This is a genomic window from Flavisolibacter tropicus (assembly GCF_001644645.1).
GTDB lineage: Bacteria > Bacteroidota > Bacteroidia > Chitinophagales > Chitinophagaceae > Flavisolibacter > Flavisolibacter tropicus.
Genome location: NZ_CP011390.1, coordinates 1,536,565 through 1,558,952, shown reverse-complemented (window position 1 = coordinate 1,558,952; position 22,388 = coordinate 1,536,565). Strand labels below are relative to the sequence as shown.

The window sequence follows — 22,388 nt, the reverse complement described above, 5'->3', positions numbered from 1 at the left end:
AAGTAATTGAAAATGAAAAAGTTCTTAGCAATTGCGGCTATCGCAGGTACATTGGTAGCTTGTAACAACGGTGGTGAATCTACAACTACTACCGATACTACAACTACTACAACTGTAACTACTGATACAGCTGCTACTGTAGCTCCAACTACTGTAGACACAACTGTTACAGCTCCTACCGTTGATACTGCAAAAACTAGCGTAGATACAACTAAAACAAAGTAATTGTTTGGTTAGTTTATAGTCTCTTGCCAGCTATAACTGTTATTGAATATAGTTTTAAGAGTCTCATTTAAATGGCAAGCAATCGTTAGAAAGCCGCCTTGATATCAAGGCGGCTTTATTGTTTTAACTGTGGCAGAGTAAGAATCTGGAATGAATGTCAGGGTTTTGTCTATTAAAAACGACTTTTTCTGGCAAAATGGCAATAATCCTGTTAATCCCTACTAATTCCTCCTTATCTAAAGTTACCTTTGCCAAAAATCAGAAATTTCATGAGTTTGTTTTCAGAGTTGGGTTTGAATGAAAAGTTGTTGAAAGGAGTAGAAGACTTAGGATTTACAGAGCCAACGAGCATACAGGAAAAAGCCATTCCTGTTTTATTATCAGGCACAAAAGATTTAATCGGGCTGGCTCAAACAGGTACTGGTAAAACAGCGGCCTTTGGTTTGCCCCTTTTACAATTAATAGATGCGCAACAGAAACACCCCCAGGCATTAATTGTTTGTCCTACCAGAGAGTTGTGTTTGCAGATTGAGAAAGAAGTGGAGTCTTTCAAAAAATACCTGCCTGCTATACATATAGTGGCTGTATATGGTGGATCATCTATTTCTATGCAGATCCGCGATATCAGGAGAGGAATACAAATTGTGGTGGCCACACCTGGTCGCTTAATTGACCTTATTGAAAGAAAAGCAATTAATCTACAACAGATTAAATACGTTGTTCTGGACGAAGCCGATGAGATGTTAAACATGGGCTTCAAAGAAGATATTGAGTTTATTCTGCAAAACACACCGGAGCGTGACAGTACCTGGTTGTTTAGTGCTACTATGCCGCCAGAGATCCGTAACGTAAGCAAGCGTTACATGCAAGATCCGGTAGAATTAACGGTAGGTAAAAAGAATACAGCTAATAAAAATATTGACCATCAATATTTTGTAACACCAGCGCATAGCCGGTATGAAACGTTAAAGCGTTTAATCGACTTCAACCCGGGTATGTATGGTATCATCTTTACACGTACTAAGGCTGACGCTCAGGATATTGCTGAAAAGCTTACCAGGGAAGGTTATGATATAGATGCCTTACATGGCGATCTGACCCAGGCGCAGCGTAATAAAGTAATGGATGAATTCCGTGAAAAATCATTACAACTTTTAATCGCTACTGACGTAGCCGCCAGGGGTATTGACGTTTCTGGTATTACGCATGTTATCAACTACGAGTTGCCAGATGACGTGGAGGTATACACGCACCGTAGTGGTCGTACGGGTAGAGCCGGCAAAACAGGTGTTTGTATGTCAATTGTACATGCCCGTGAGGTAGGCCGTATACGCCAAATTGAAAGAATGGTGCAGGCTCCTTTCCATAAATTGGAAATACCTTCTGGAAAAGATGTGTGCCGCAAGCAGTTCTATTTCTTTATGGATAAGCTGCTGCAAACAGATATAAGCCATGGCGATTATGAAACGTATATGCCTATGTTGGCAGAGAAGTTTGCCGATGTAACTAAAGAAGAAGTGTTGAAGCGGGTAGCTGCTTTAGAATTTGACCGTTTCCTGCGTTATTATGAAAATGCCGAAGACCTGAATGCCCGTGAGAGAGGACGTGAGGACAGAGGCCGTCAGCCTGAAGGTAGAGGTGAGCGCCAGGGAGATAAACGTCGTGAAGGAAAACGTGAATTTGGTAAAGGAAATGGTAATTATGAACGCTTGTTTGTAAACCTGGGTACAAAAGATGGCTTTTATAAAGCTTCATTCCTTCAGTTTATATTAGATATGAGTGACCTGAATAAAGACGTGTTAGGTCGCATTGATATGAAGGAAATGAACAGCTGGATAGAAATTGATAAAGGAGCCGCTGGTCAGATGATCAAGGCAATTGATGGTAAGAAATATAAAGGACGTCGTATCCGGATGAATGAAGCAGATTCCGTGCGTCGATAAAAAATAATTTTTTCAAATCTGATTGTTTTTTATATTCGTCAGTAGAATGATCGTTACAAAGGCATATCGTTGGTTTTATTTTAACTTCTTTTATTTTAAAATGAAGCCGGGAATGCTTTTGTTGACTATTAACTAGGAACTATAAAATTCAACATAAGAAATCCCGGCAAAACTGCCGGGATTTTTGTTTTTAATTATGGCAGTAAAAGTTTCCATCCAAGGCTATGAAGGCAGCTTTCATCAAATGGCCGCCCGCTCATTTTTCGGAAAAGAAGTAGAGGTAATTCCCTGTGCTACATTTCGTGAAGTAGTAAAACTGGCTTCTAATAAACGAGATAGTGATGGCGGTGTAATGGCAATTGAAAACTCGATTGCGGGAAGTATCCTGGGAAACTATGCCTTGCTGCAAAAGAGTGATCTGCAGATTACCGGTGAAGTTTACTTGCAAATCAATCAAAACTTATTGGTCAATCCGGATGTGACGTTAGAGGATATCAAAGAAGTGCATTCGCATCCAATGGCCTTACAGCAATGTTTACATTTTTTAGATAAGCACAATTGGAAGTTAGTAGAATCGGAGGATACAGCCCTGAGTGCCAAACAAGTACATCGACATCGTAGTAAGCATATTGCAGCAATTGCAAGCAAACTGGCTGCTGAATTATTTGGCTTAAAAGTGTTGAAGCCAAATATTCAAGATGAGAAAGATAATTACACGCGCTTCCTGATTGTACAAAGAGCTGAAGGGGCGGACGCAATTGAAAATGCTAATAAAGCATCGATCAATTTTCAAGTGTCCCATACACAAGGCGCGTTAGCAAAAGTGCTTACTGTAATAGCAGATGAAGGGATCAATTTAAGCAAACTGCAAAGTTTCCCTATTCCTGGTACTCAATGGAAATATAGCTTTCACGCCGATTTAGAATTTGATTCTGTATCGCAATTTGAAAAAGTAAAAGAAAAGATGCTGCCACTTACAAACGGCATCCGTGTGTTTGGTATTTATAAAAAAGGAACCACTATACTATAATCTATTTCTTGTAACATGAAAACCGCAAAACGTTTAGAGTCCATTCATGAATATTACTTTTCGCAAAAGCTTAGAGAGATTGAAGAGTTGAATAAGCAGGGAGAAAAAGTGATAAACCTGGGAATTGGTAGTCCAGATCTGGCTCCTCATGCAGAAGTAATAAATGCATTGCAGGAAGAGAGTCGTAAATCAAATGTACATGGTTACCAAGGTTATAAAGGAATCCCCGCGTTTAGAGAAGCTATTGCCAATTGGTATCAACGTTGGTATCATGTTACACTGAACCCAAATACAGAAGTGTTACCACTCATTGGCTCTAAGGAAGGAATTATGCATATCTGCATGACCTATTTAAATGAAGGTGATGAGGCTTTAATTCCAAACCCAGGTTACCCTACTTATAGAAGTGCTGTGCAGCTGGCTGGTGGTAAAGTCAGAGAGTATGAATTAAAGGAAGAAGCTGATTGGATGCCTGATTTTGCTGCCTTAGAGCAACAAGATCTATCAAATGTAAAGCTGATGTGGGTGAACTATCCTCAAATGCCTACAGGCCAGTTACCTACGCAAGAATTATTTGAACAAATTGTGGCCTTTGGTAAGAACCATAATATTCTTATTTGCCATGATAATCCTTATAGTTTCATTCTTAATGATAAGCCAATGAGCTTGTTAAGCGTGGATGGAGCCAAGGATGTGGTGATTGAATTAAACTCGCTCAGCAAGTCGCATAATATGGCAGGATGGAGAATAGGTATGCTGTGCGGAGCCAAAGAGCGGATTGAAGAAGTATTGCGTTTCAAAAGTAATATGGATAGTGGTATGTTCTTGCCATTGCAGGTAGCAGCTGCAACCGCATTAAAGCTTGGTAAGGAGTGGCATGATGGATTGAATGCTGAGTATACAGAACGTCGTAAAAAGGTATTTTCTCTTTTAGATAATTTGGAATGTACTTATGCCAAGGATCAGGTAGGAATGTTTGTTTGGGCACGAATTCCTTCTACTTATAAATCAGGGTTTGAGTTGAGTGATAAGATACTTCAGCAAGCTAAAGTGTTTATTACACCAGGCGGCATCTTTGGTTCAGCTGGTGACAAGTATATAAGAGTTAGTTTATGTAGTCCTGTAGCACTCTTTGAGGAAGCAATTTCAAGAATATTAAAATCGTAGGCAATGGTAGTAGCAATCGTAGGTGTGGGTTTAATTGGAGGTTCTATGGCTATCGCCTTAAAAGAAAAAGGCATTGCATCGAAAGTGCTGGGTGTGGAAGCGAGCGAACAGCATGCTAAGCAAGCAAAAGAATTGAACTTAGTAGATGAAATCGTTTCATTAAATGAAGCAGTTGAACAAGCTAAACTAATTGTGTTAGCAACGCCAGTAGATGCAGAGGAAGCCTTACTACCCGAGATCTTTAAAAACTTAGATCAACAAGTAGTTATGGATGTAGGTTCCATTAAACAAAAGGTTATTGATGTAATAAGTGAGCATCCCAAAAGAGGACGCTTTGTGGCTACCCATCCTATGTGGGGTACTGAATATAGTGGTCCGGAAGCAGCCGTGAAAGGAGCTTTTGTAAATAAAGCAACTGTTATATGTGATAAAGAAAATAGTGATGCCGACGCGTTAGAACTGGTAAAAGGAATTTATGATGCATTGGATATGCGAATGGTTTATATGAGTGCAGATGAGCATGATATACACGTGGCCTATGTGAGTCATATATCTCACATTACTTCATTTGCGTTAGCAAATACCGTTTTGGAAAAGGAGAGGGAAGAGGATGCTATTTTTACATTAGCCAGTGGTGGTTTTGAAAGCACAGTGCGATTGGCAAAAAGCAACCCTAGCATGTGGGTGCCCATCTTTATGCAGAATAGAGATAATGTATTAGATGTACTTAATGAGCACATCAGTCAGCTGCGCAAGTTCAAAGCTTGTCTGGAAAAAGAGAATTATGACTATTTGCAAGAATTGATTGAGAATGCAAATAAGATCAGGCGAATTATTAAGTGATGTGAAGTAGAGATTGATAAACTGTAGTCTACCATTGAAGAGCATCTGATAGATAAACAAGACTAGTAAATTATTTACCAACTTTATAAAAGAAACCGCAAAACGGTATTGATGAAAAAACAATAGCATATGCAAACGATTGAGAACACAACACCAAAGAGCATACAAGAAGTTTGGGGTAAACGTCCCCTCATCATTTCTGGGCCTTGTAGCGCAGAAACGGAAGCCCAGGTAGTAGAAACAGCTACCCGATTAGCAAAAACTGGTAAGGTAGATTTACTGCGTGCTGGTATTTGGAAGCCGCGTACTAGACCCGGTAGCTTTGAAGGTATAGGAACAAAAGGATTACCTTGGTTGCAACAAGCCAAAAAAATAACAGGTATTCCTACTGCAGTAGAAGTGGCCACTGCAAAGCAAGTAGAGGACGCTTTACACTTTGATGTAGATGTGTTGTGGATTGGTGCACGTACAACTGTAAACCCCTTTAGTGTACAGGAAGTGGCTGATGCTTTACGTGGTGTAAAAGTGCCAGTGTTAATTAAGAATCCAATTAATCCAGATTTAGAGCTTTGGACAGGCGCAGTTGAGCGCGTAGCAAAAGCCGGTATTGAGCAAATAGGATTAATTCATAGAGGATTTTCTTCTTATGGTAATACCGAGTATCGCAATGCACCAATGTGGCATTTGGCCATTGAGATGAAGCGCCGTAACCCTGAGTTATTGATCATTAATGATCCTTCACACATATGCGGCCGCAGAGATATTCTTTTAGAAGTTGCCCAGCGGGCCATTGATCTTGACTATGATGGACTAATGATTGAAACGCATATTGATCCGGACAATGCATGGAGTGATGCTAAGCAACAAATAACACCAGAACAATTAGTGGAAATGTTGGAGGCAATCGTATGGCGTAAAGAAGATGTGGCTTCAGAAGAATATCATATCGCACTGGAGAAGTTAAGACAGCAGATTAATCATTTGGATGATGAACTGATGTTCATTCTGGGACAGCGTATGAAGATAGCTGAGCGAATTGCTGAATACAAAAAAGAAAATAATATAACGGTTCTGCAAACACGTCGTTGGAATGAAATTTTGGAACGTGCATACAAGAAAGGTGAACAACTTGGATTAAGCAAAGAGTTTATTACCAAATACTTTGACGCAATACATTTGGAGAGTATTACCCACCAGACTAAGATTTTGAATTTATAAGAATGGAGAAAAAGAAATTTCAGTTTAGTACTGCTGCTGTGGACTATTTCTTTTCGGGGAGTTTTACAAAACTTAAAGAAGTTGTAGATCCTAAAAAAGCGATATTAATAACAGACGAAAACATATACAATAACCATACTGCTAAGTTTAAGAATTGGGATGTAATTGTATTAAAGCCAGGAGAGCAATATAAAGTGCAGGCAACAGTAGATGCTGTTATTGACCAGTTAATTGAAATGGGGGCCGATCGTACAGCAACATTAGTTGGAGTAGGTGGTGGAGTTATTACGGATCTTACTGGTTATATAGCATCCATCTATATGCGCGGTATATCATTTGGATTTGTTCCTACTACTATATTAGCCTTGGTAGATGCATCTATTGGTGGTAAGAACGGGATTGATGTTGGTATCTATAAGAATATGGCCGGAACCATTCGGCAGCCAGCTTTTATTCTTCATGACCTGGCTTTTTTAAATACACTACCTGCAGAAGAATGGAAAAGTGGATTTGCTGAAATTATTAAACATGCCAGTATAAAAGATGTTGCCATGTTTAAGCAATTGGAAGAAAATTCAATTGCTGCATTTCAAAAAAAGAAACAGTTGATAGCTGATTTGGTAAAGCGTAATGCCTTGATTAAAACTAAGGTTGTGCAACAGGACGAGTTTGAAAAAGGCGATCGTAAGCTGCTAAATTTCGGACATACATTGGGTCATGCCTTAGAAAATCAATACGAGCTAACACATGGTGAAGCGATTTCTATTGGAATGGCATATGCAGCAAACTTATCTCAAAGTATTAATGGATTTAAGCAGGCAGATCGTGTTATATCTCTTTTAGAAAAGTATCAGTTGCCCACCTTTGCCCAGTTCAATAAAGACAAGGTGATTAGTGTGTTGAGTAAGGATAAAAAGAAGGTAAAAGATAGTATTCAATTTATACTTCTGGAAAAAGTAGGCAAAGCTGTCATTCAACCAATTTCTATTGATCAAATCTATCAAACCTTAGCATGAAGGTAATTGTAAAACCCTCAACGGTTTCAGGGACTATTACAGCTCCAGCATCAAAAAGTGCAATGCAAAGAGCCTGTGCGGCTTCTCTAATAAAGGGTGGTGAAACAGTTTTGCATAACCCCGGTATTTCAGCTGATGATATGGCTGCATTGGATATCATACAACAATTGGGTGCTACCGTAATGCAACAAGATGATACTGTTATCATAACCAGCAATGGAGTTAATCCGGTAAGTCAAACAATCAATTGTGGCGAAAGCGGCTTGTCGGTTCGTATGTTTACACCGATTGCCTCTTTGTATAAAAATGTAATTTTTATTAATGGCCATGGTAGTTTAACAAAGAGGCCATTGCATTTTTTTAATGAAGTATTGCCCCAATTGGATGTGCAGTGTAAAAGCAATAATGGATATCTGCCATTAGAAGTAAAAGGGCCATTACAGCCTAAGGATATTGAGGTTGATGGTTCATTAAGTTCACAGTTTCTAACAGGACTATTAATGGCGTTTGCAGGTGCTAGTGCTAATAACGTTACTATCAAAGTAAATAACCTTGCAAGCAAACCTTATATAGATCTTACATTACAAGTGATGAAAGATTTTGGTTTGCAAGTGCCCTCTAATGAGAACTATGAACGGTTTCATTTCTCATACAAGTCCAATGGCAAACCAACTGATTCACTTCATTATACAGTAGAAGGCGATTGGAGTGGTGGTGCTTTTTTATTAGTGGCTGGTGCTATCAATGGTAATATTGAAGTAAGGGGTTTAGATGTATACTCTTCTCAGGCGGATAAGGCTGTCCTTCAGGCGCTAATGCAGACTGGAGTGATAATGAGTGTGGAAGTGGAAAAAATAACAATCCAAAAAAGCAAGCTGAAAGCTTTTCACTTCAATGCAACTGATTGTCCTGACTTGTTTCCACCATTAGTTGCATTAGCTGCTTATTGTGAGGGAACAAGTGTAATTGAGGGGGTAAATCGCTTGGCCCATAAAGAAAGTAACAGGGGGCTTACTTTGCAAGAAGAGTTTGGAAAGATGGGTGTCGAGGTTGTATTACAGGATAATTTGATGATAATAAAAGGCGGTGAGCCTGTAAATGGTGCTGTTGTTTCATCGCACGGTGATCATCGCATTGCAATGGCATGTGCAGTGGCTGCATTGAAAGCAGAAAGTGAGGTGCATGTTGAAGGAGCCGAGGCGGTAAATAAATCATATCCTGCGTTTTGGTCGCATTTAGAACAATTGCAGAAATCTTAAATAGTAATGAGCCAATCAGCCACTATACTGGAATCTTGGGAAGCTAATGCAACTAATTGGATTGTTACGATCGATAATCAAGAAATTGAGAGTCGAAAGCTGGTGACCAATGCGGCTATAGTAGACGCTATTAAGAAGTATTCGCCAAAACGTATCATTGATATAGGATGCGGAGAGGGCTGGCTAACACGTACTTTGCAACAAGCGGATATAGAGGCAGAAGGTGTAGACGCTATTGAGATTTTGGTAAATAATGCGATTGTAAAAGGAGGTCCTCATTATTTTATTGGTTCATATTCGGATATCGTATCCGGTAAAGTTTTAGAGCCTTATAATTATGACAGTGCGGTAATTAATTTTGCCTTGCTTGACAAAGAGGAGAGTGAAAAACTGATCCGTTACTTACCAAGCATTTTAATTCCTCAGGGATTATTATTCATTCAAACATTACATCCGTTAGTAATAGCAGAAACAGGTAGTTACGTTAGCGGATGGAAGGAGGGTAGTTGGACAGGGCTTAAACAGCCATTTGTTTTACCCTATCAATGGTATTTCAGAACATTGCAAGATTGGTGTCAATTGTTTATAAATGCAGGTTTTAAGATTGAAGAAATCAGAGAGCCTGTTCATCCACAAACACTAAAACCGCTTTCGTTGCTTTTTGTTTTAAAGGCGCTTTAATAAATTGTAATAACAATTATGAATTCTTTTGGTCGTTTTTTTAAGGTCAGCATATTTGGAGAGTCACATGGCCCTTCAGTTGGAATAACAATAGATGGTGTTCCTGCAGGATTGCCATTACAGGAAGAGGATTTTACAGTTGATATAGAGCGTAGGAAAGGAGGACAACAAAAAGGAACGACTCCTCGTAAAGAAGATGATATTCCAATTTTCGTAACAGGCATTTATAATAATAAGACAACTGGAGCTCCACTTACGATCCTCTTTGAAAACAAGAATACGCGCTCTGGCGATTATGAAAAGCAACGTGCTGTACCTCGCCCAGGACATGCAGACTTTGTTGCACATCAAAAGTTTGGAGGCTTTGAAGACTTTAGAGGCGGTGGCCACTTTAGCGGACGATTAACTGTTTGTTTGGTAGCTGCGGGTGTAGTTGCTAAAAAAATCTTATCGTCTATTTCTATTGAAGCCTCTATCCTTGAAATAGGCGGAGAAAAAGATATAGAAGCGGGTTTGCAAAAAGCCATAAATGCCAAGGACTCAATTGGTGGCATCGTTGAATGTCGCGCTACTGGGTTGCCAGCAGGACTTGGTGAACCATTCTTTGATTCAGTAGAGTCTTTAATCAGTCACGCTGCATTTTCAATTCCAGCTATAAAGGGTATAGAGTTTGGGGCTGGCTTTGCAGCTGCTCATATGTTTGGTAGTGTTCATAATGATGCTATCATAAATGAACGAGGGGATACACGCACGAATTACGCTGGAGGTATTATCGGTGGGATCAGTACAGGAAATGAACTGGTGTTTCGTGTAGCAGTAAAACCGACATCTTCTACTCCTAAAGAGCAGGAAAGTTGGAATTGGGAAACAAAATCAGTGGAAACATTTTCAGTTAAAGGAAGACATGATCTTTGTATTGCGTTGCGGGTTCCACCTGTTTTAGAAGCTGTTACTGCCATGGTTTTAGCAGATCTAATGCTTATCGAACATCGCACATTACGTGTTTTGGAATAAATGTTACTAAGTCTTTATGCTTATTAACAACCGTAAAGAGCATGTAAGATGGTACGAACTTTGCTTTTTTATCAGGATATTTACTCTGCAGTAAAGAGATGTGTGCGTGAAATTTTGTCACCAAATCCATCCCTATGAGGATCCTAAGCTTTTTCTTTTTTCTGTTTTTATGCTCTTTTTCTGTATCTGCTCAATTTTCTACTATTGATAATTCTATAAATTCAGAGACCTCTCCCAAATCAATTACGGAATTAAAAGCCTATTATGGTACTGCCAGCTATTACGCTGATAAATTTACTGGTCGTAAAACAGCTACTGGCGATACCTATGATCATGAAAAACTAACCGCAGCCTGTAATGTTTTGGCATTAGGCACTTGGATACGTGTCACAAATCTTCAAAATAATAAAACGGTCATTGTGCAAGTAAATGACCGACTACATCCTAAGAATAAACGAATTGTCGATCTGAGTAGGTTGGCAGCTCAGAAGTTGGGTTATATAGGCCGAGGGCTTACACAGGTAAAAGTGGAAGTATTAGGGAAAAAGAAGCTTACCCAGAAGTAAAGCCAATACAATAAATAATTTTAGATATTTACTGCAGAGCTGTTAAATTTGTCCCTTTAAAATAATCAACCAACCTACTTATGAAGAAATTTATGGTGTCTGTAGTGGCATTGGCTGCCTTTGCATTCAATGGTTTTGCTCAAAACACTACCTCAAATACCAATTATATAAGACCCAAGGCTTTAGCTGTAAGCTTCGTTCTAAACGATTTTCAAACACCTGGCCGTATTCGTTCTGGCTCAATTGGTTCTGTATTTAATAATGATCAATGGGCTAAAACCAAAGAAATGTCTCCTGGCATTGCTGTTACTTATTTCAAAGGTTTGCAAAACCACGTTGACTTTGCTGCAACTATGGCTGGTTCTTTCGTTAAATTTAGTGTTGATGATGAAACGCCGTCTTCTGATAAGTTTTTATTGGAAACAGATGCTTCTTTGAATTTAAAGATGCTGCCAGATAATTTTTTCTTTACTCCTTATATTAACGTTGGTGTTGGCGCAAGTTTATATAATGGAAAAGCAGGTGCTTTCCTTCCTTTAGGAGGTGGTTTAAAGTTTAATTTATTTAATGAAGCTGCAATCTTCATTAGCTCTCAATATCGTGTTCCTGTAACAAATACAACTTCTGCTTATCATTTCTTTAATAGTATTGGTATTGCCGGTACTATTGGTAAGTAAGTTTTAATAGACTGCTAAAAAGAAAGCACTACCTCGGTAGTGCTTTCTTTTTTATGCTTCATAATTAAATAGTAAATGGTTTGCTGAAATAAGTAATTACAATAAGAATTTGATATCAATAATAAAGCCCTGCATTTTGTGCAGGGCTTTATTATTGGCTTTTACTATTTAGTATTCGTTAGATTGTTTATTCTCTTTATTTTTCTTGCCACCAAATATGCCTTTAAGAAATCCTTTCTTCTCTTTCTTTTCTTCAGTATTCATTTCACCAATCTTTGGTGTTTTTTGAGTAGAACTGTCTTTTTTAGGTTTAGTGGTTGGCTTAATTGCATTGTTATTGTCATCTACTGGTCGTTTGGATTCCGCACCAATAGAGTCGTATGATTCATCTAAACTATAATCATTTGCATTTCCTACTCCAAAGTCATTGCCTTCAGCATTCTCAAGATTATCTTCAATAATAGAAGCAGGATCTGCATCAATCATTTTATTATCCAGATCTGCTGGTTTGGGGAAAGTTGCTTCTTTAGATATTCCTAAACTTTTATCGGCATAGACCTTTTTAAAGAATGCTTCCCAAATGGGGCGAGCAGCTTGGCCTCCCATACCCGAGTTACTTTCAATGCGAATAAAGCGGTCATCACAACCAATCCAAGTGCCTGCTAATAATTGAGGAGTGTAGCCCATAAACCAGGCGTCGGCGTTGTCATTTGTAGTTCCGGTTTTACCTCCCATTTCAGTGGCGCCTAATCGATACATTAAGCCTGCTGCCGTACCTTTTGTAACAGGACCTTCCATCATTTTACACATATTATAGGCCGTTACCTCGCTGATTACTTCTTTACGGTTTGTGCTATAATCAAATCGTTTAATCACATTGCCATTACGGTCTTCAATACGACTGATAAAATAAGGCTTCGTTGAAAAGCCTCTTCCAGCAAAAATGCTATAGCCCCACATCATCTCATAAAGTGACAAATCACAAGAGCCGAGTGCAATAGATGGATGAGGCTCTACTTTTGTAGGAATATTAATACGCTCCAGGAAGTTGGCAAACTGCGCAGGTCCTACCTGTTTCATAATATAGGCGGTTGCACAGTTCTTTGACCAGGCTAGGGCAGATGCCATAGACATAGATCGGCCAGAACATGTTTTACTAGTAGCGGGTACTAATCGTCCTCCACCAAAGTCCTGTTGCTGATCCAGTACTTCACTTTCCATAGTGAATCCACGCTCTTCCATAGCTTGTGCATAAAGCAATGGCTTTATGGTAGAACCTACCTGGCGTTTAGTTTTCAAGTTAGCGTGGTCGTACTTATACGTTTTGAAGTCAATACCGCCTACCCAAGCTTTTACTTCGCCGGTTACCGGATCCATAACCATAAACGAAGTTTGAAGCATTTGTCTATGATATTTTATAGAATCCATGGGCGTCATTACTGTATCCTTCTCACGCTTTGCTGTCCACGCAAAAATTTTCATTGGCACTTTTTGATAAAAAGTCTTTTTTATCTCAGCATCACTTAATCCTTCATCTTTCAAAAAACGCCAACGGTCACTAGCACGCATAGAAGCCTCAAGAACATTATCATGTCCTTTCCAAACATTGCCAGTTTTAATATTGCGTTGTGTATTTAAGGACTTTTGCAAAAGAGGCATTTGTTGGGCAACAGCTTCTTCTGCATATTCCTGCATGCGTGGATTAATGGTTGTATAAATTTTCAAACCATCATCGTAAATATCATAAGGTTCGCCATCTGGCCGTTCCAAATCTTTTAGAATATTTTTTAACTCGTCGCGTAACACTTCACGGAAATAGGGAGCATAGCCTGTGTTCTCATCCATTTTCTTATAGTTAATTTTCACAGGTAGGGCCTTTAGTTGTTCTAATTTTGCGGCTGTTAAAAATCCGTTTTTCTCCATTTGTCCTAAAACAACATTCCTGCGGTCTCTAGCTGCTACAGGATTTCGAAGTGGATTATAAAGGGTGTTGCCTTTCAGCATACCTACTAATAAGGCAGCCTCTTCCGGATTTAGGCGGTCTGGCTCTTTTTGAAAATAGCTTTTCGCGGCATTTCTAATACCATAAATATTGTTTCCAAATGGTACAGCGTTTAGGTATAAGGCAAGAATTTCCTGTTTGGTAAAATTGCGCTCTAACCTAATGGCGATTATATATTCTTTTATTTTTTGTATACCGCGTTCTAATGCATTGCTTGCACCTTCTCCATTAAAAAGGTTTTTTGCCAACTGCTGCGTTATAGTAGAACCACCTCCTTCTTTACCAAGTAATACGACAGCGCGCAAAGTCGATTTTACGTCAACGCCCGAGTGGTCATAAAAACGTTCATCTTCTGTTGCAATCAGTGCATCAATAACATGCTTGGAAATATCTTTATAGTCAACGTTACTACGATTTCCTTTTTCTAAATAGTATTTCCCCATCAAGGTGCCATCAGAAGCATATACTTCTGAGGACTGCAATAAGCTGGGGTTTTCCAATTGTCTCAGTGAAGGCATCTTTCCAAATGCGCCCATCATGGCCAGTAAAATAACCATTACAAAAATGCCAAAGCCAGTAAAAAAGACAATCCAAAAAATGCGAACACTTTTTTTCATCTGTAGGGTTTTATGGTTTTCATAGAATGATGCATTGACCTATGTGTTTACATAAGGCTTACACTCTTAGAATAAGTCAAAGCTAATTAATAGGGTGTAATGCTAGGTTAAAATTTAACAGGCAAGTTTTGCTCCAAAAATTTCAGATAGGTATCAAATTCTTTGGTTTCGGTCACAATGCGGAGATTTTCTTCAGAAATCAGGCTGAAAGAGAACTTGCCTCCTTTGAGCCAGGGAACAATTTCACTAGCTGTAATAGGCTTGGTCTTTTGTATATAATCAATGGCGCCTTGAGCACTACTAAAGTTTCCAATTAAAACCACCTTTACATCATCGTTAATATTAACAAGGTTAGTTTCTAAGGGGAGGTTGTAGAATTGTTCTTTATTATAACGGTTAAATGCATTTTTAGCTTCATTAACAAAAACGACATCTACTTTATTCAATATGACCGCCACATATTGTTGGGCATCAGGCTTATAACTGAATGGTGAGCCGGGTTTTGTTACAACAGCTTTTCGTGTGGTAGTATCAACCACAGGTTTAGCTGCAACTGGTTGTGCTATAACGATTGAATCTTTTGGACGGGCATTTACGGTCTCTTTCTTTACAACATTTGGCGCCGTCGGCATTGGTTCTATATAAATGGTGTCCTCTTTCGGGCGTTCTATTTGGAGATTGGCCAATTCAGTTTCAATCTCTTTGCGACGGCTCAGTACATTACTTAAATTTTTAGCTTTTGCTCCTATTGGCGTTCCTCCATGAAGTTCAATTAACATGGCTAGCTTTTCTTGTGCTACACTATCTTCCCGCTGTTTAATATGATATACCGCTTCTATATAGAGTAATTGTGGAGACCAGTAGTTGGTATGATAAATACTATCTGCCTTACGTTTAGCTTCCTGAGCTTCTGAAAACTTTCCTTCCAAATACAGATCGTAGATGCCTTCATAAGTTTTGGTAATATCTTCTCTTGGCTTTGAGGATTGAGGGTCTTTCCCTGTTGTCAAGATAGATGCATACCTACTATTTGGATATTTTTCTATTAGGAGGTTTTTAATGCTGGCTGCTTTGGCTGGTTCGCCTACCTTGGTATAGCTGTAATATAAATGAAACAGTGCTTGTGCTTCGTCATACCCTTCTTTAAAACGGCTGCGCAATTGTTCAAGTGTGGTAATAGCTGATGGATAATCTTCAAGCTGATTCACATACATACTACCCGAACTAAAGAGGGCTCTTGAGATGCTGTCATTAGATCGTTGTAGGCCTTCTGGCGTTAAGGGTAATTGGCTTATCAGGGATTCATAACTGGGGGAGTTTGAGTTATTGTCCACTGAACCGGTGCTAGTTATACCGCCTTTTGAATTCGCTGATGGATTGTTTCTATTCAGTTGGGCTGTTATCTCACTTTGGCGTCGCCAATTGTCTACGTTAGGACGGTTGCCCCAAACTTGCTTAAATGTGCTTGCTCCTGCTGTTTTTAAACTAGCATTATAAAAATACCAATCGCCTTTAGGCTGCTGTATAGTAAAGGCATCTGAAGATGGGCCAGCTATCACGGCAGCTTTGGTAGGTTCTTCATCTTTAAGTCCCTGCTGTTTTCTGAGCTGACGCACCATTTTTTTGACAATAGCATCACGTTCTTCTTCAGGCAGCGCAGCTATGTGTTGTAAACTGTCTTGTCGTTGTATAATATTCAGATGAGCTATTAAGCGCGATAAATTAGTTTTGCGTTCTATTAAGCGGTCAATGTCTTCGTTTGAGACCTCTTGGATGTTTATGCTATCATAATAAGCTGCGGCATGTATATAGTCATGACGATCATAAGCAAGATTTGCCAATTGCATATTGGCGCTGTTCTTGGCTTCTATATTGTCTGTACGGTACTTAGCTGCTTGGGCAAGATACAGTTGCGCTGCCTCAAAGTTTTGTCGCTCAATTTCCATCTGAGCAGCCATTGTATAAATAACATCTCGGTAATCTTGATATTTATCCTTTTTGGCCATTTTTAAGAGTGCCTCAATGTTCTTGTCTATATAGTTATTACCACCTTCTTTATTGATTCGTACAAGATTAAGGCGTGCGTAAATATCCAATACAGGATCTGTTGTATGGCCAATGGCTTTAGTATAATAGTTTGCTGCGTTCTCTGATTGACTAGAGCGTTCAAAAAGCTGACCTGCCAGGAACTCCCAACGCGCACGTTCCTGTTTATTCTTTGCTTCACCCAAGGCTGCCACTAAATGGCTTCCAGCGCTGTCCCACATGTTTTGTCTGTAAAACCAAAATGCCTGTGTTTCTTCTAAGGCGCCTTTTAATCGTTCAGGAAAGAAAGGGTCTGCTTTTAATAAAGCCAATAGACTTCCTGATTGGGCGTAATTTTTTCGTTGTATTTGTGTACGGGCCAACCATATAAGTGCAATGTTTCTACTAGGAGGGTCAGCCACCATTCGATTTAGAACACTTTCATTTTCTTTAGTTACAATACTTGTAGTTTTAGCACCATCTGCTGGACTGCCTATGTATTTATAATAACCATCTTTTTCTTTCTCGGCAAAGGCATAATTGATGAATTGAAACATTTGGTAGGCGGAGTCAAACTGCTGCCTCATGTAGTAGGAAACACCCCATAAAAGATATAGGTCATCAATCCAGTCGTTTCGTAAGTCATGCAAAACTATGCCCGTCTTTGCTTTATAGATCACAGAGTCTAGTTGAACGCTGTCCTGTGCGGTAACCGATAAGGAATAGTTGTAAAAGGGAAGGAGGGTTGCATAGTTGTCCCGGTGAGCCTCTTTGGCCCGCTCCAGTATGTTATTAAGCTTTGTCTTTGAATTATAAAAGTAATTGTAGTGAGTATAGGTGTTTTGAAAAAACCGTTGTGGGGCTTTTAGCTTGGTAGTAGTTGTTTTTTCTGATTTTAATTCTCGGTTATCATAGGGTTCTGGCTTTTTGATATCCAGATCAAAACCCAGTTGCGCTATTGAAGTATTATAGGCAATTGTTAATAAAAGCAGGCAAAAAAAGCGAACTATATATCGTGAAAATACCATGATCAAAAGCGCAAACTAAAAGAGTAATAACTGATTTTCAAACAATTTAGTATAAAAGATAGGATAAATTTTGGACCTTGCGACATTGTTTACGCTACCTTTAAAGCTCAATATCGTACTATGGCCAAAATGGAAGCAGGCTCCACCTTAAAACGTCTGCAGAATAGATACCGGTTGGTGATAATGAATGATGATACCTATGAAGAAGTGGTCACATTCCGCCTTTCTCGTATGAGTGTTTATATAGCTTTTAGTACCCTTTTTGTCTTATTGGTTGGTTTAACAGTGGCTTTAGTTGTATTTACCCCGTTGAAATACTATATTCCCGGTTACGGAAGTGCAAGTATAGGTAGAGAATACCGGCAATTGAAGTATGTTACAGATTCACTAGAAAAACAGATACACTTTCAAACGCAGTATATTAATGACGTTAAAAAGGTGCTAAGTGGCGATGCTAACCAAAATTTGGACACCACTCAATTGCAACTTCCTCAAGAAGAATTTTCTAACGACTAAACCGCTATCTTATGTTTAAAGAAAAACAACCAAACGACCGTACACCTAATAGCGCTACGCTAATCAGCGCTGGCACTACCTTTCAGGGAGATGTTATTAGTGATAATGACCTTCGGATAGATGGAACTATTAAAGGTAATATTCGTTGCAACGCTAAGATCATAGTGGGACCCACAGGTTTTGTGGATGGAAATATAGAGGGGCAACAGGCAGATATTACTGGAAAAGTGAAAGGTAATATTATTGTAAAAGACCTGCTTCAGTTAAAATCTGAAGGAACCATAGAAGGCAATATTACAGCAGCTAAATTACAAGTAGACCCCACCACCACCTTTAATGGCCATTGCCAGATGGGAGCTGCAGTAGCCAATATTGTGCAAATGACTGAAAATGAGTTACCAGCAAAAGCAAAATAAACCTTCTTCCGACCTCATGCGTTATGCAGGTTTGGGTAGCCAGATCTTTGCTGCCTTGGGAATTGCCGTTTTTGTTGGCTATAAAGCAGATGCATGGCTAAAGGCGCCCTTACCACTCTTGGTTTGGATACTGCCGTTTGTTGTGCTCTGCTTAATGATTTATAAATTGATTAAAGAAACCTCTAAACGAAACAAGACGAATGCAGAATCGTAGACGGCCGCTGTTTGTTATTCTATTTCTATTTATTGCACTTAATGCATTCTTTATTTCTGGGAAATCTATGCTTGCCCGCTGGGGGGCTGATCAAAATGTATTGATTATTGGAAATCTAATCTTGTTTTTAGTTACGATCGTTTCTGCGTTGATTGCTATCCGTAGTTTGAAAAGCACTAATCCGCATGCGTTTGTGCGAGGTGTATTTGGCAGTATTACAATAAAACTATTTGCTTGTATGATTGCTGCCTTAGTTTATATAGCGATCTATAAAAAAGATTTAAACAAACCGGCTTTATTTGCTTTAATGGGCTTATACCTTTTGTACACGTTTTTGGAGGTGAGTTCGTTGACAAAGCTGCTGAAGAAGAATCCCAATGGCTAAAAAAGAGGCACCAATCCATAAACTTCAGGATTACCTGCCACCTAATACCTTTGAGCCTGTTTTGCAGTATTTGCACCAGTATAAGGTGCATTTGACAGTTGCCCAGGAAAGGAAAAGCATTTTAGGCGATTATAGACACCGCACCCGTGATAAAAATCACCGTATCAGTGTCAATGGGAATTTAAATCCATATGCTTTCCTGATCACTTTAATACACGAAATTGCTCACCTGCTTCAGTATGAGCAATATGGCAATAGTGTAGCCTCTCATGGTAAAGAATGGAAAAGCATCTTTGGCCAGTTGCTGGCACAATTTATACAAAACGGCACCTTCCCTGATGATATAAAACAGGCTCTTTTAAGGACGTTGCACAACCCCGCCGCTAGCAGTTGTGCAGACGAAATATTACTGCGTACGTTAAAAAATTATGATGACACCCCTAGTCACTTAAAGATGGTGGAGGAAGTATTGCATAACGCACTTTTTAAAACACACGACGGCCGCATATTTCAGAAAGGGGAGAAGATGCGCAAACGCTTTAAATGCGTAGAAGTAAAGACTGGACGCTTGTACTTGTTTAGCCCAGTTTATGAGGTAGAAGAACTTACTGGACACGGCCCTTTGCTCACCCCCGGCCCTTAAAGGGTAAGGCAGCGCGGAAGAAGCCAAGCTCGTGAATGGTCATTGGTGAGCGGTGAGTAGGGCCAACGCACAATATCAGAAGTTCAAACCGTATTATAAAACAAAAGCACTCTTTTAATCTGAGTGCTTTTGTTTTATAGTTCTATTTCTTCATTGAACATTTTCTCCCTTCTACTTTCATCATTCCTTGTTTCTTGTTTATTACTCTTTGTGCTTCTTAACGCCTTTTAATCTTTGCGTGAAATCCTACTCCTTTTCCCCTTTCCTCTGTGCGAAACTTTTTCCCTGCGTTCCTAGCGCCTCTGCGTGACACCAATCAGCGCGAAGCGCTCTCTGGTTGAAATCGGTCTTTACAGCTCTTTCAACATCCACAAGTCGCAACCAAAATGGCCGGAATTGCCCAATGGCTGGTTGATATACTCAAAGCCAAACTTTTGATAGGTGGCCAATGCTTGCTGCAGTTCAGGCATTGTTTCTAAATACACATTTTTATAACCAGCCTCTTTCGCATAGTCTAAGCTTTTTTGAATAAGAGCCCGTCCCAGACCAATGCCTCTTACTTTTTTAAGCACATACATTTTTACTAGTTCACATGTATCGGTGGGTAGGCCCTCCGTGGGGTAGATGCCACCGCCACCGATAATCTCGCCATCAAGTACTGCTACATGGTAAATAGCACCTGGCACCTGAAACAGTTCAAAGAGATGATCGGTGCTATTATCAAAGTAAACCGTACCTGGTTTATTGGCACCAAATTCTTCCAGGGTAGTTCGAATAACCTGTGCAATGCCAGGGTTATCATTTAATTGAATGGGTCTGATTTGAACATTAGTAAGCATGAATGCAATGTTACTTTAACCAACTGTCTTGGTAAAATGATTGTTTTAAATGGACTATAAATTCTAAATAATAACGCATTGATTTTTAATCATATGTATATAAAAATTCCTATGTTCAAATGGCTAAGTGCAATCCTGTAGCGGGTTTTAAGTCTTTCAGTTAGTGGTATAAACAAAGTCGACTGCCTATAATAAAAAGATGGAAACCATTTTAACTTTTCTCTCGGAAACATTATCCAATAGCCATGAAAAGCTAATCAAGTATCCGAAAAACCAAAAAAATCCGAGTCCGAAAAACCAACTTCCAATCCTTATGAAAAACTAAACCAGGCGTTTTGCCAGCAACAATTAACCTAATCTGTCCGCGCCTGATGAAACTGGGTTCCCCTCTTAAGAGGGGAATTTTTTTGCTTATTACTATAAGTGTAGAAGCAAGTACTAGAAAAAAAGAAAACCCAGCTGATTAGCTGGGTTTTATAAAGAATCAGTTGTTGAAACTTATGCTGCTGAAACTGCTTGGTTTACCAATGCAGCTGCTTCACTTAATAAAATAGCTGACTGCACTTTTAAACCACTCTCATCAATCAACTTCTTGGCTTCCTCAGCATTGGTACCTTGTAAACGTACAATGATTGGAATTTCGATATTGCCCATGTTTTTATAAGCGTCAATTACACCTTGTGCCACACGGTCACAACGTACAATTCCACCGAATATATTGATAAGGATTGCTTTTACTTTAGGATCCTTCATGATAATGCGGAAACCTGCTTCTACAGTAGTAGCGTTAGCTGTACCACCTACGTCCAGGAAGTTAGCTGGCTCACCACCACTTAATTTGATCATATCCATTGTAGCCATAGCCAAACCAGCGCCGTTTACCATACAACCTACGTTACCATCCAGTTTCACAAAGTTCAGGTTGTATTTACCTGCTTCTACTTCTGTAGGATCTTCTTCAGAAATATCGCGCAGTTGTGCCAGGTCTGGGTGACGCATCAATGAGTTGTCGTCCAGTCCCATCTTACAGTCTACTGCTACGATCTTATCATCAGCAGCTTTAAACAATGGGTTGATTTCCAACATAGCGCAATCCAAACCGATATAAGCATTATACAGGTTGGTAACGAACTTGGTCATGTTCTTGAATGCTTCACCACTCAAGCCAAGGTTGAAAGCAATCTTACGAGCCTGGTAACCGTTTAAGCCACCACCTGGGTATACCCACTCTTTAAATATTTTTTCAGGAGTGTTATGAGCCACTTCTTCAATGTCCATTCCACCCTCTGTGCTGTACATAATTACATTCTGACCATTAGAACGATCTAAAAGGATAGACAGATAGAATTCTTTACGCTCAGTTGGACCATCATAGTACATGTCCTGCGCTACGTAAATCTTATTTACCACTTTACCAGCTTCGCCTGTTTGAATGGTTACCAGTGTACCACCTAAGATCTTTGTAGCGAAATCGCTCACTTCTTCCAGCGATTTAGCAACTTTCACACCGTTGATGCCTGTTTCACGGATCTTCCCTTTACCGCGACCACCCGCATGAATTTGAGCTTTTACTACAGCAAAGCTGCTGCCGTAAGTAGTCTTAATGGTACGGTACGCTTCTTCGGCTTCCTGAGGTGTGCTACAAGCGAATCCTTCTTGCACAGGCACATTGTATTTCTTCAACAGTTCTTTTGCCTGGTATTCGTGCAAATTCATCTGTAAATAATTTAATTAAGGTTAGATGAAATGCTTTCTGCACTTCATGTTAAAAATTTGCGGCAAAGATAAGAGAATCAGTCTGCCAATAAGCAAATCTCAATTTTGAATAAACAAAGCGTTTGCTGATGACGGGTTTTCAGCTGCTTCTGTCCTGCTTTTAGGAGGGAGGGCCAGCAGAAGAAGTGATGGTTGATTACCAATATTAAGAAAGGACCCACTGTTAGATAAAACAGTCCTTTTATAAATAGAAACTGCGCATATAGCCAGTAACCTGCTTATTGCCTGCCCTCATTCTGCAATATCTCGTATATAACCCGTATATAACCCGTATATAACTCGTATATA

General features: G+C 39.4%; 21 protein-coding genes. 17 read left to right on the top strand and 4 right to left on the bottom strand.

What is annotated here, in order from left to right:
* The first annotated feature begins 12 nt into the window (after nt 1-12).
* The 12 genes from SY85_RS06510 to SY85_RS06455 all read left to right on the top strand — a co-directional run bounded on the left by SY85_RS06510 (nt 13) and on the right by SY85_RS06455 (nt 11,639).
* Nucleotides 13-225 (top strand): hypothetical protein, encoded by a 213-nt coding sequence (locus SY85_RS06510; RefSeq protein ID WP_066402616.1) that lies wholly within the window; start codon nt 13-15, stop codon nt 223-225.
* Nucleotides 226-494: 269 nt separating this feature from the next.
* A complete protein-coding gene (locus tag SY85_RS06505; RefSeq protein WP_066402614.1) occupies nt 495-2,168 on the top strand; it encodes a DEAD/DEAH box helicase in 1,674 nt (557 codons plus the stop codon).
* A gap of 196 nt (nt 2,169-2,364) precedes the next feature.
* Entirely contained in the window at nt 2,365-3,198 is an 834-nt protein-coding gene (locus tag SY85_RS06500; protein ID WP_066402609.1) for a prephenate dehydratase, read from the top strand.
* A gap of 15 nt (nt 3,199-3,213) precedes the next feature.
* A complete protein-coding gene (locus SY85_RS06495; protein WP_066402607.1) occupies nt 3,214-4,365 on the top strand; it encodes a pyridoxal phosphate-dependent aminotransferase in 1,152 nt (383 codons plus the stop codon).
* Between the two features lie 3 nt (nt 4,366-4,368).
* Entirely contained in the window at nt 4,369-5,208 is an 840-nt protein-coding gene (locus tag SY85_RS06490; protein WP_066402605.1) for a prephenate dehydrogenase, read from the top strand.
* A 129-nt stretch (nt 5,209-5,337) separates the two neighbouring features.
* On the top strand, nt 5,338-6,426 hold the full coding sequence (locus SY85_RS06485; protein ID WP_066402603.1) for a chorismate mutase: 1,089 nt from the start codon (nt 5,338-5,340) through the stop codon (nt 6,424-6,426).
* A 2-nt stretch (nt 6,427-6,428) separates the two neighbouring features.
* Nucleotides 6,429-7,442, top strand: coding sequence for a 3-dehydroquinate synthase (gene aroB / locus SY85_RS06480; RefSeq protein ID WP_066402601.1), 1,014 nt, complete (start codon nt 6,429-6,431; stop codon nt 7,440-7,442).
* The gene (gene aroA, locus SY85_RS06475; RefSeq protein WP_066402599.1) at nt 7,439-8,701 is read left to right on the top strand and encodes a 3-phosphoshikimate 1-carboxyvinyltransferase; all 1,263 of its coding nucleotides are present in this window, start codon (nt 7,439-7,441) and stop codon (nt 8,699-8,701) included. Before aroB ends, aroA begins: the two co-directional genes overlap by 4 nt.
* Nucleotides 8,702-8,707: 6 nt before the next feature.
* A complete protein-coding gene (locus tag SY85_RS06470) occupies nt 8,708-9,382 on the top strand; it encodes a class I SAM-dependent methyltransferase (RefSeq protein ID WP_066402597.1) in 675 nt (224 codons plus the stop codon).
* 18 nt (nt 9,383-9,400) lie between these two features.
* Nucleotides 9,401-10,396: a chorismate synthase gene (locus SY85_RS06465; protein ID WP_066402595.1), complete on the top strand. Its 996-nt coding sequence runs from the start codon at nt 9,401-9,403 to the stop codon at nt 10,394-10,396.
* 134 nt (nt 10,397-10,530) lie between these two features.
* The gene (locus SY85_RS06460) at nt 10,531-10,962 is read left to right on the top strand and encodes a septal ring lytic transglycosylase RlpA family protein (protein ID WP_066402593.1); all 432 of its coding nucleotides are present in this window, start codon (nt 10,531-10,533) and stop codon (nt 10,960-10,962) included.
* 80 nt (nt 10,963-11,042) lie between these two features.
* Entirely contained in the window at nt 11,043-11,639 is a 597-nt protein-coding gene (locus SY85_RS06455; RefSeq protein ID WP_066402591.1) for a hypothetical protein, read from the top strand.
* Between the two features lie 168 nt (nt 11,640-11,807).
* Here the strand turns inward: SY85_RS06455 and SY85_RS06450 are convergent, their stop codons facing one another.
* On the bottom strand, nt 11,808-14,258 hold the full coding sequence (locus tag SY85_RS06450; RefSeq protein ID WP_066402590.1) for a penicillin-binding protein 1A: 2,451 nt from the start codon (nt 14,256-14,258) through the stop codon (nt 11,808-11,810).
* A 107-nt stretch (nt 14,259-14,365) separates the two neighbouring features.
* A complete protein-coding gene (porW, locus tag SY85_RS06445) occupies nt 14,366-17,311 on the bottom strand; it encodes a type IX secretion system periplasmic lipoprotein PorW/SprE (RefSeq protein ID WP_066402589.1) in 2,946 nt (981 codons plus the stop codon).
* A gap of 120 nt (nt 17,312-17,431) precedes the next feature.
* Between porW and SY85_RS06440 the strand changes: the two genes are divergently transcribed.
* Genes SY85_RS06440 through SY85_RS06420 form a run of 5 tightly spaced genes read left to right on the top strand, consistent with a single transcriptional unit; the run spans nt 17,432 to nt 19,485 of the window.
* Nucleotides 17,432-17,827 carry a hypothetical protein gene (locus SY85_RS06440; protein ID WP_066402587.1) on the top strand — a complete coding sequence of 132 codons (396 nt, stop codon included), beginning with the start codon at nt 17,432-17,434 and terminating at the stop codon, nt 17,825-17,827.
* An 11-nt stretch (nt 17,828-17,838) separates the two neighbouring features.
* On the top strand, nt 17,839-18,243 hold the full coding sequence (locus tag SY85_RS06435) for a bactofilin family protein (RefSeq protein ID WP_066402585.1): 405 nt from the start codon (nt 17,839-17,841) through the stop codon (nt 18,241-18,243).
* Nucleotides 18,218-18,457: an AtpZ/AtpI family protein gene (locus SY85_RS06430; protein ID WP_066402584.1), complete on the top strand. Its 240-nt coding sequence runs from the start codon at nt 18,218-18,220 to the stop codon at nt 18,455-18,457. Before SY85_RS06435 ends, SY85_RS06430 begins: the two co-directional genes overlap by 26 nt.
* A complete protein-coding gene (locus SY85_RS06425; protein ID WP_066402583.1) occupies nt 18,444-18,842 on the top strand; it encodes a hypothetical protein in 399 nt (132 codons plus the stop codon). Before SY85_RS06430 ends, SY85_RS06425 begins: the two co-directional genes overlap by 14 nt.
* Nucleotides 18,835-19,485, top strand: a complete 651-nt coding sequence (locus SY85_RS06420; RefSeq protein ID WP_066402582.1) for a SprT-like domain-containing protein — start codon at nt 18,835-18,837, stop codon at nt 19,483-19,485. Before SY85_RS06425 ends, SY85_RS06420 begins: the two co-directional genes overlap by 8 nt.
* A 350-nt stretch (nt 19,486-19,835) precedes the next feature.
* Here the strand turns inward: SY85_RS06420 and SY85_RS06415 are convergent, their stop codons facing one another.
* Nucleotides 19,836-20,324 (bottom strand): GNAT family N-acetyltransferase, encoded by a 489-nt coding sequence (locus SY85_RS06415; protein WP_066402581.1) that lies wholly within the window; start codon nt 20,322-20,324, stop codon nt 19,836-19,838.
* A 498-nt stretch (nt 20,325-20,822) separates the two neighbouring features.
* Nucleotides 20,823-22,040: an ADP-forming succinate--CoA ligase subunit beta gene (sucC, locus tag SY85_RS06410; RefSeq protein ID WP_066402580.1), complete on the bottom strand. Its 1,218-nt coding sequence runs from the start codon at nt 22,038-22,040 to the stop codon at nt 20,823-20,825.
* Nucleotides 22,041-22,388 lie beyond the last annotated feature (348 nt).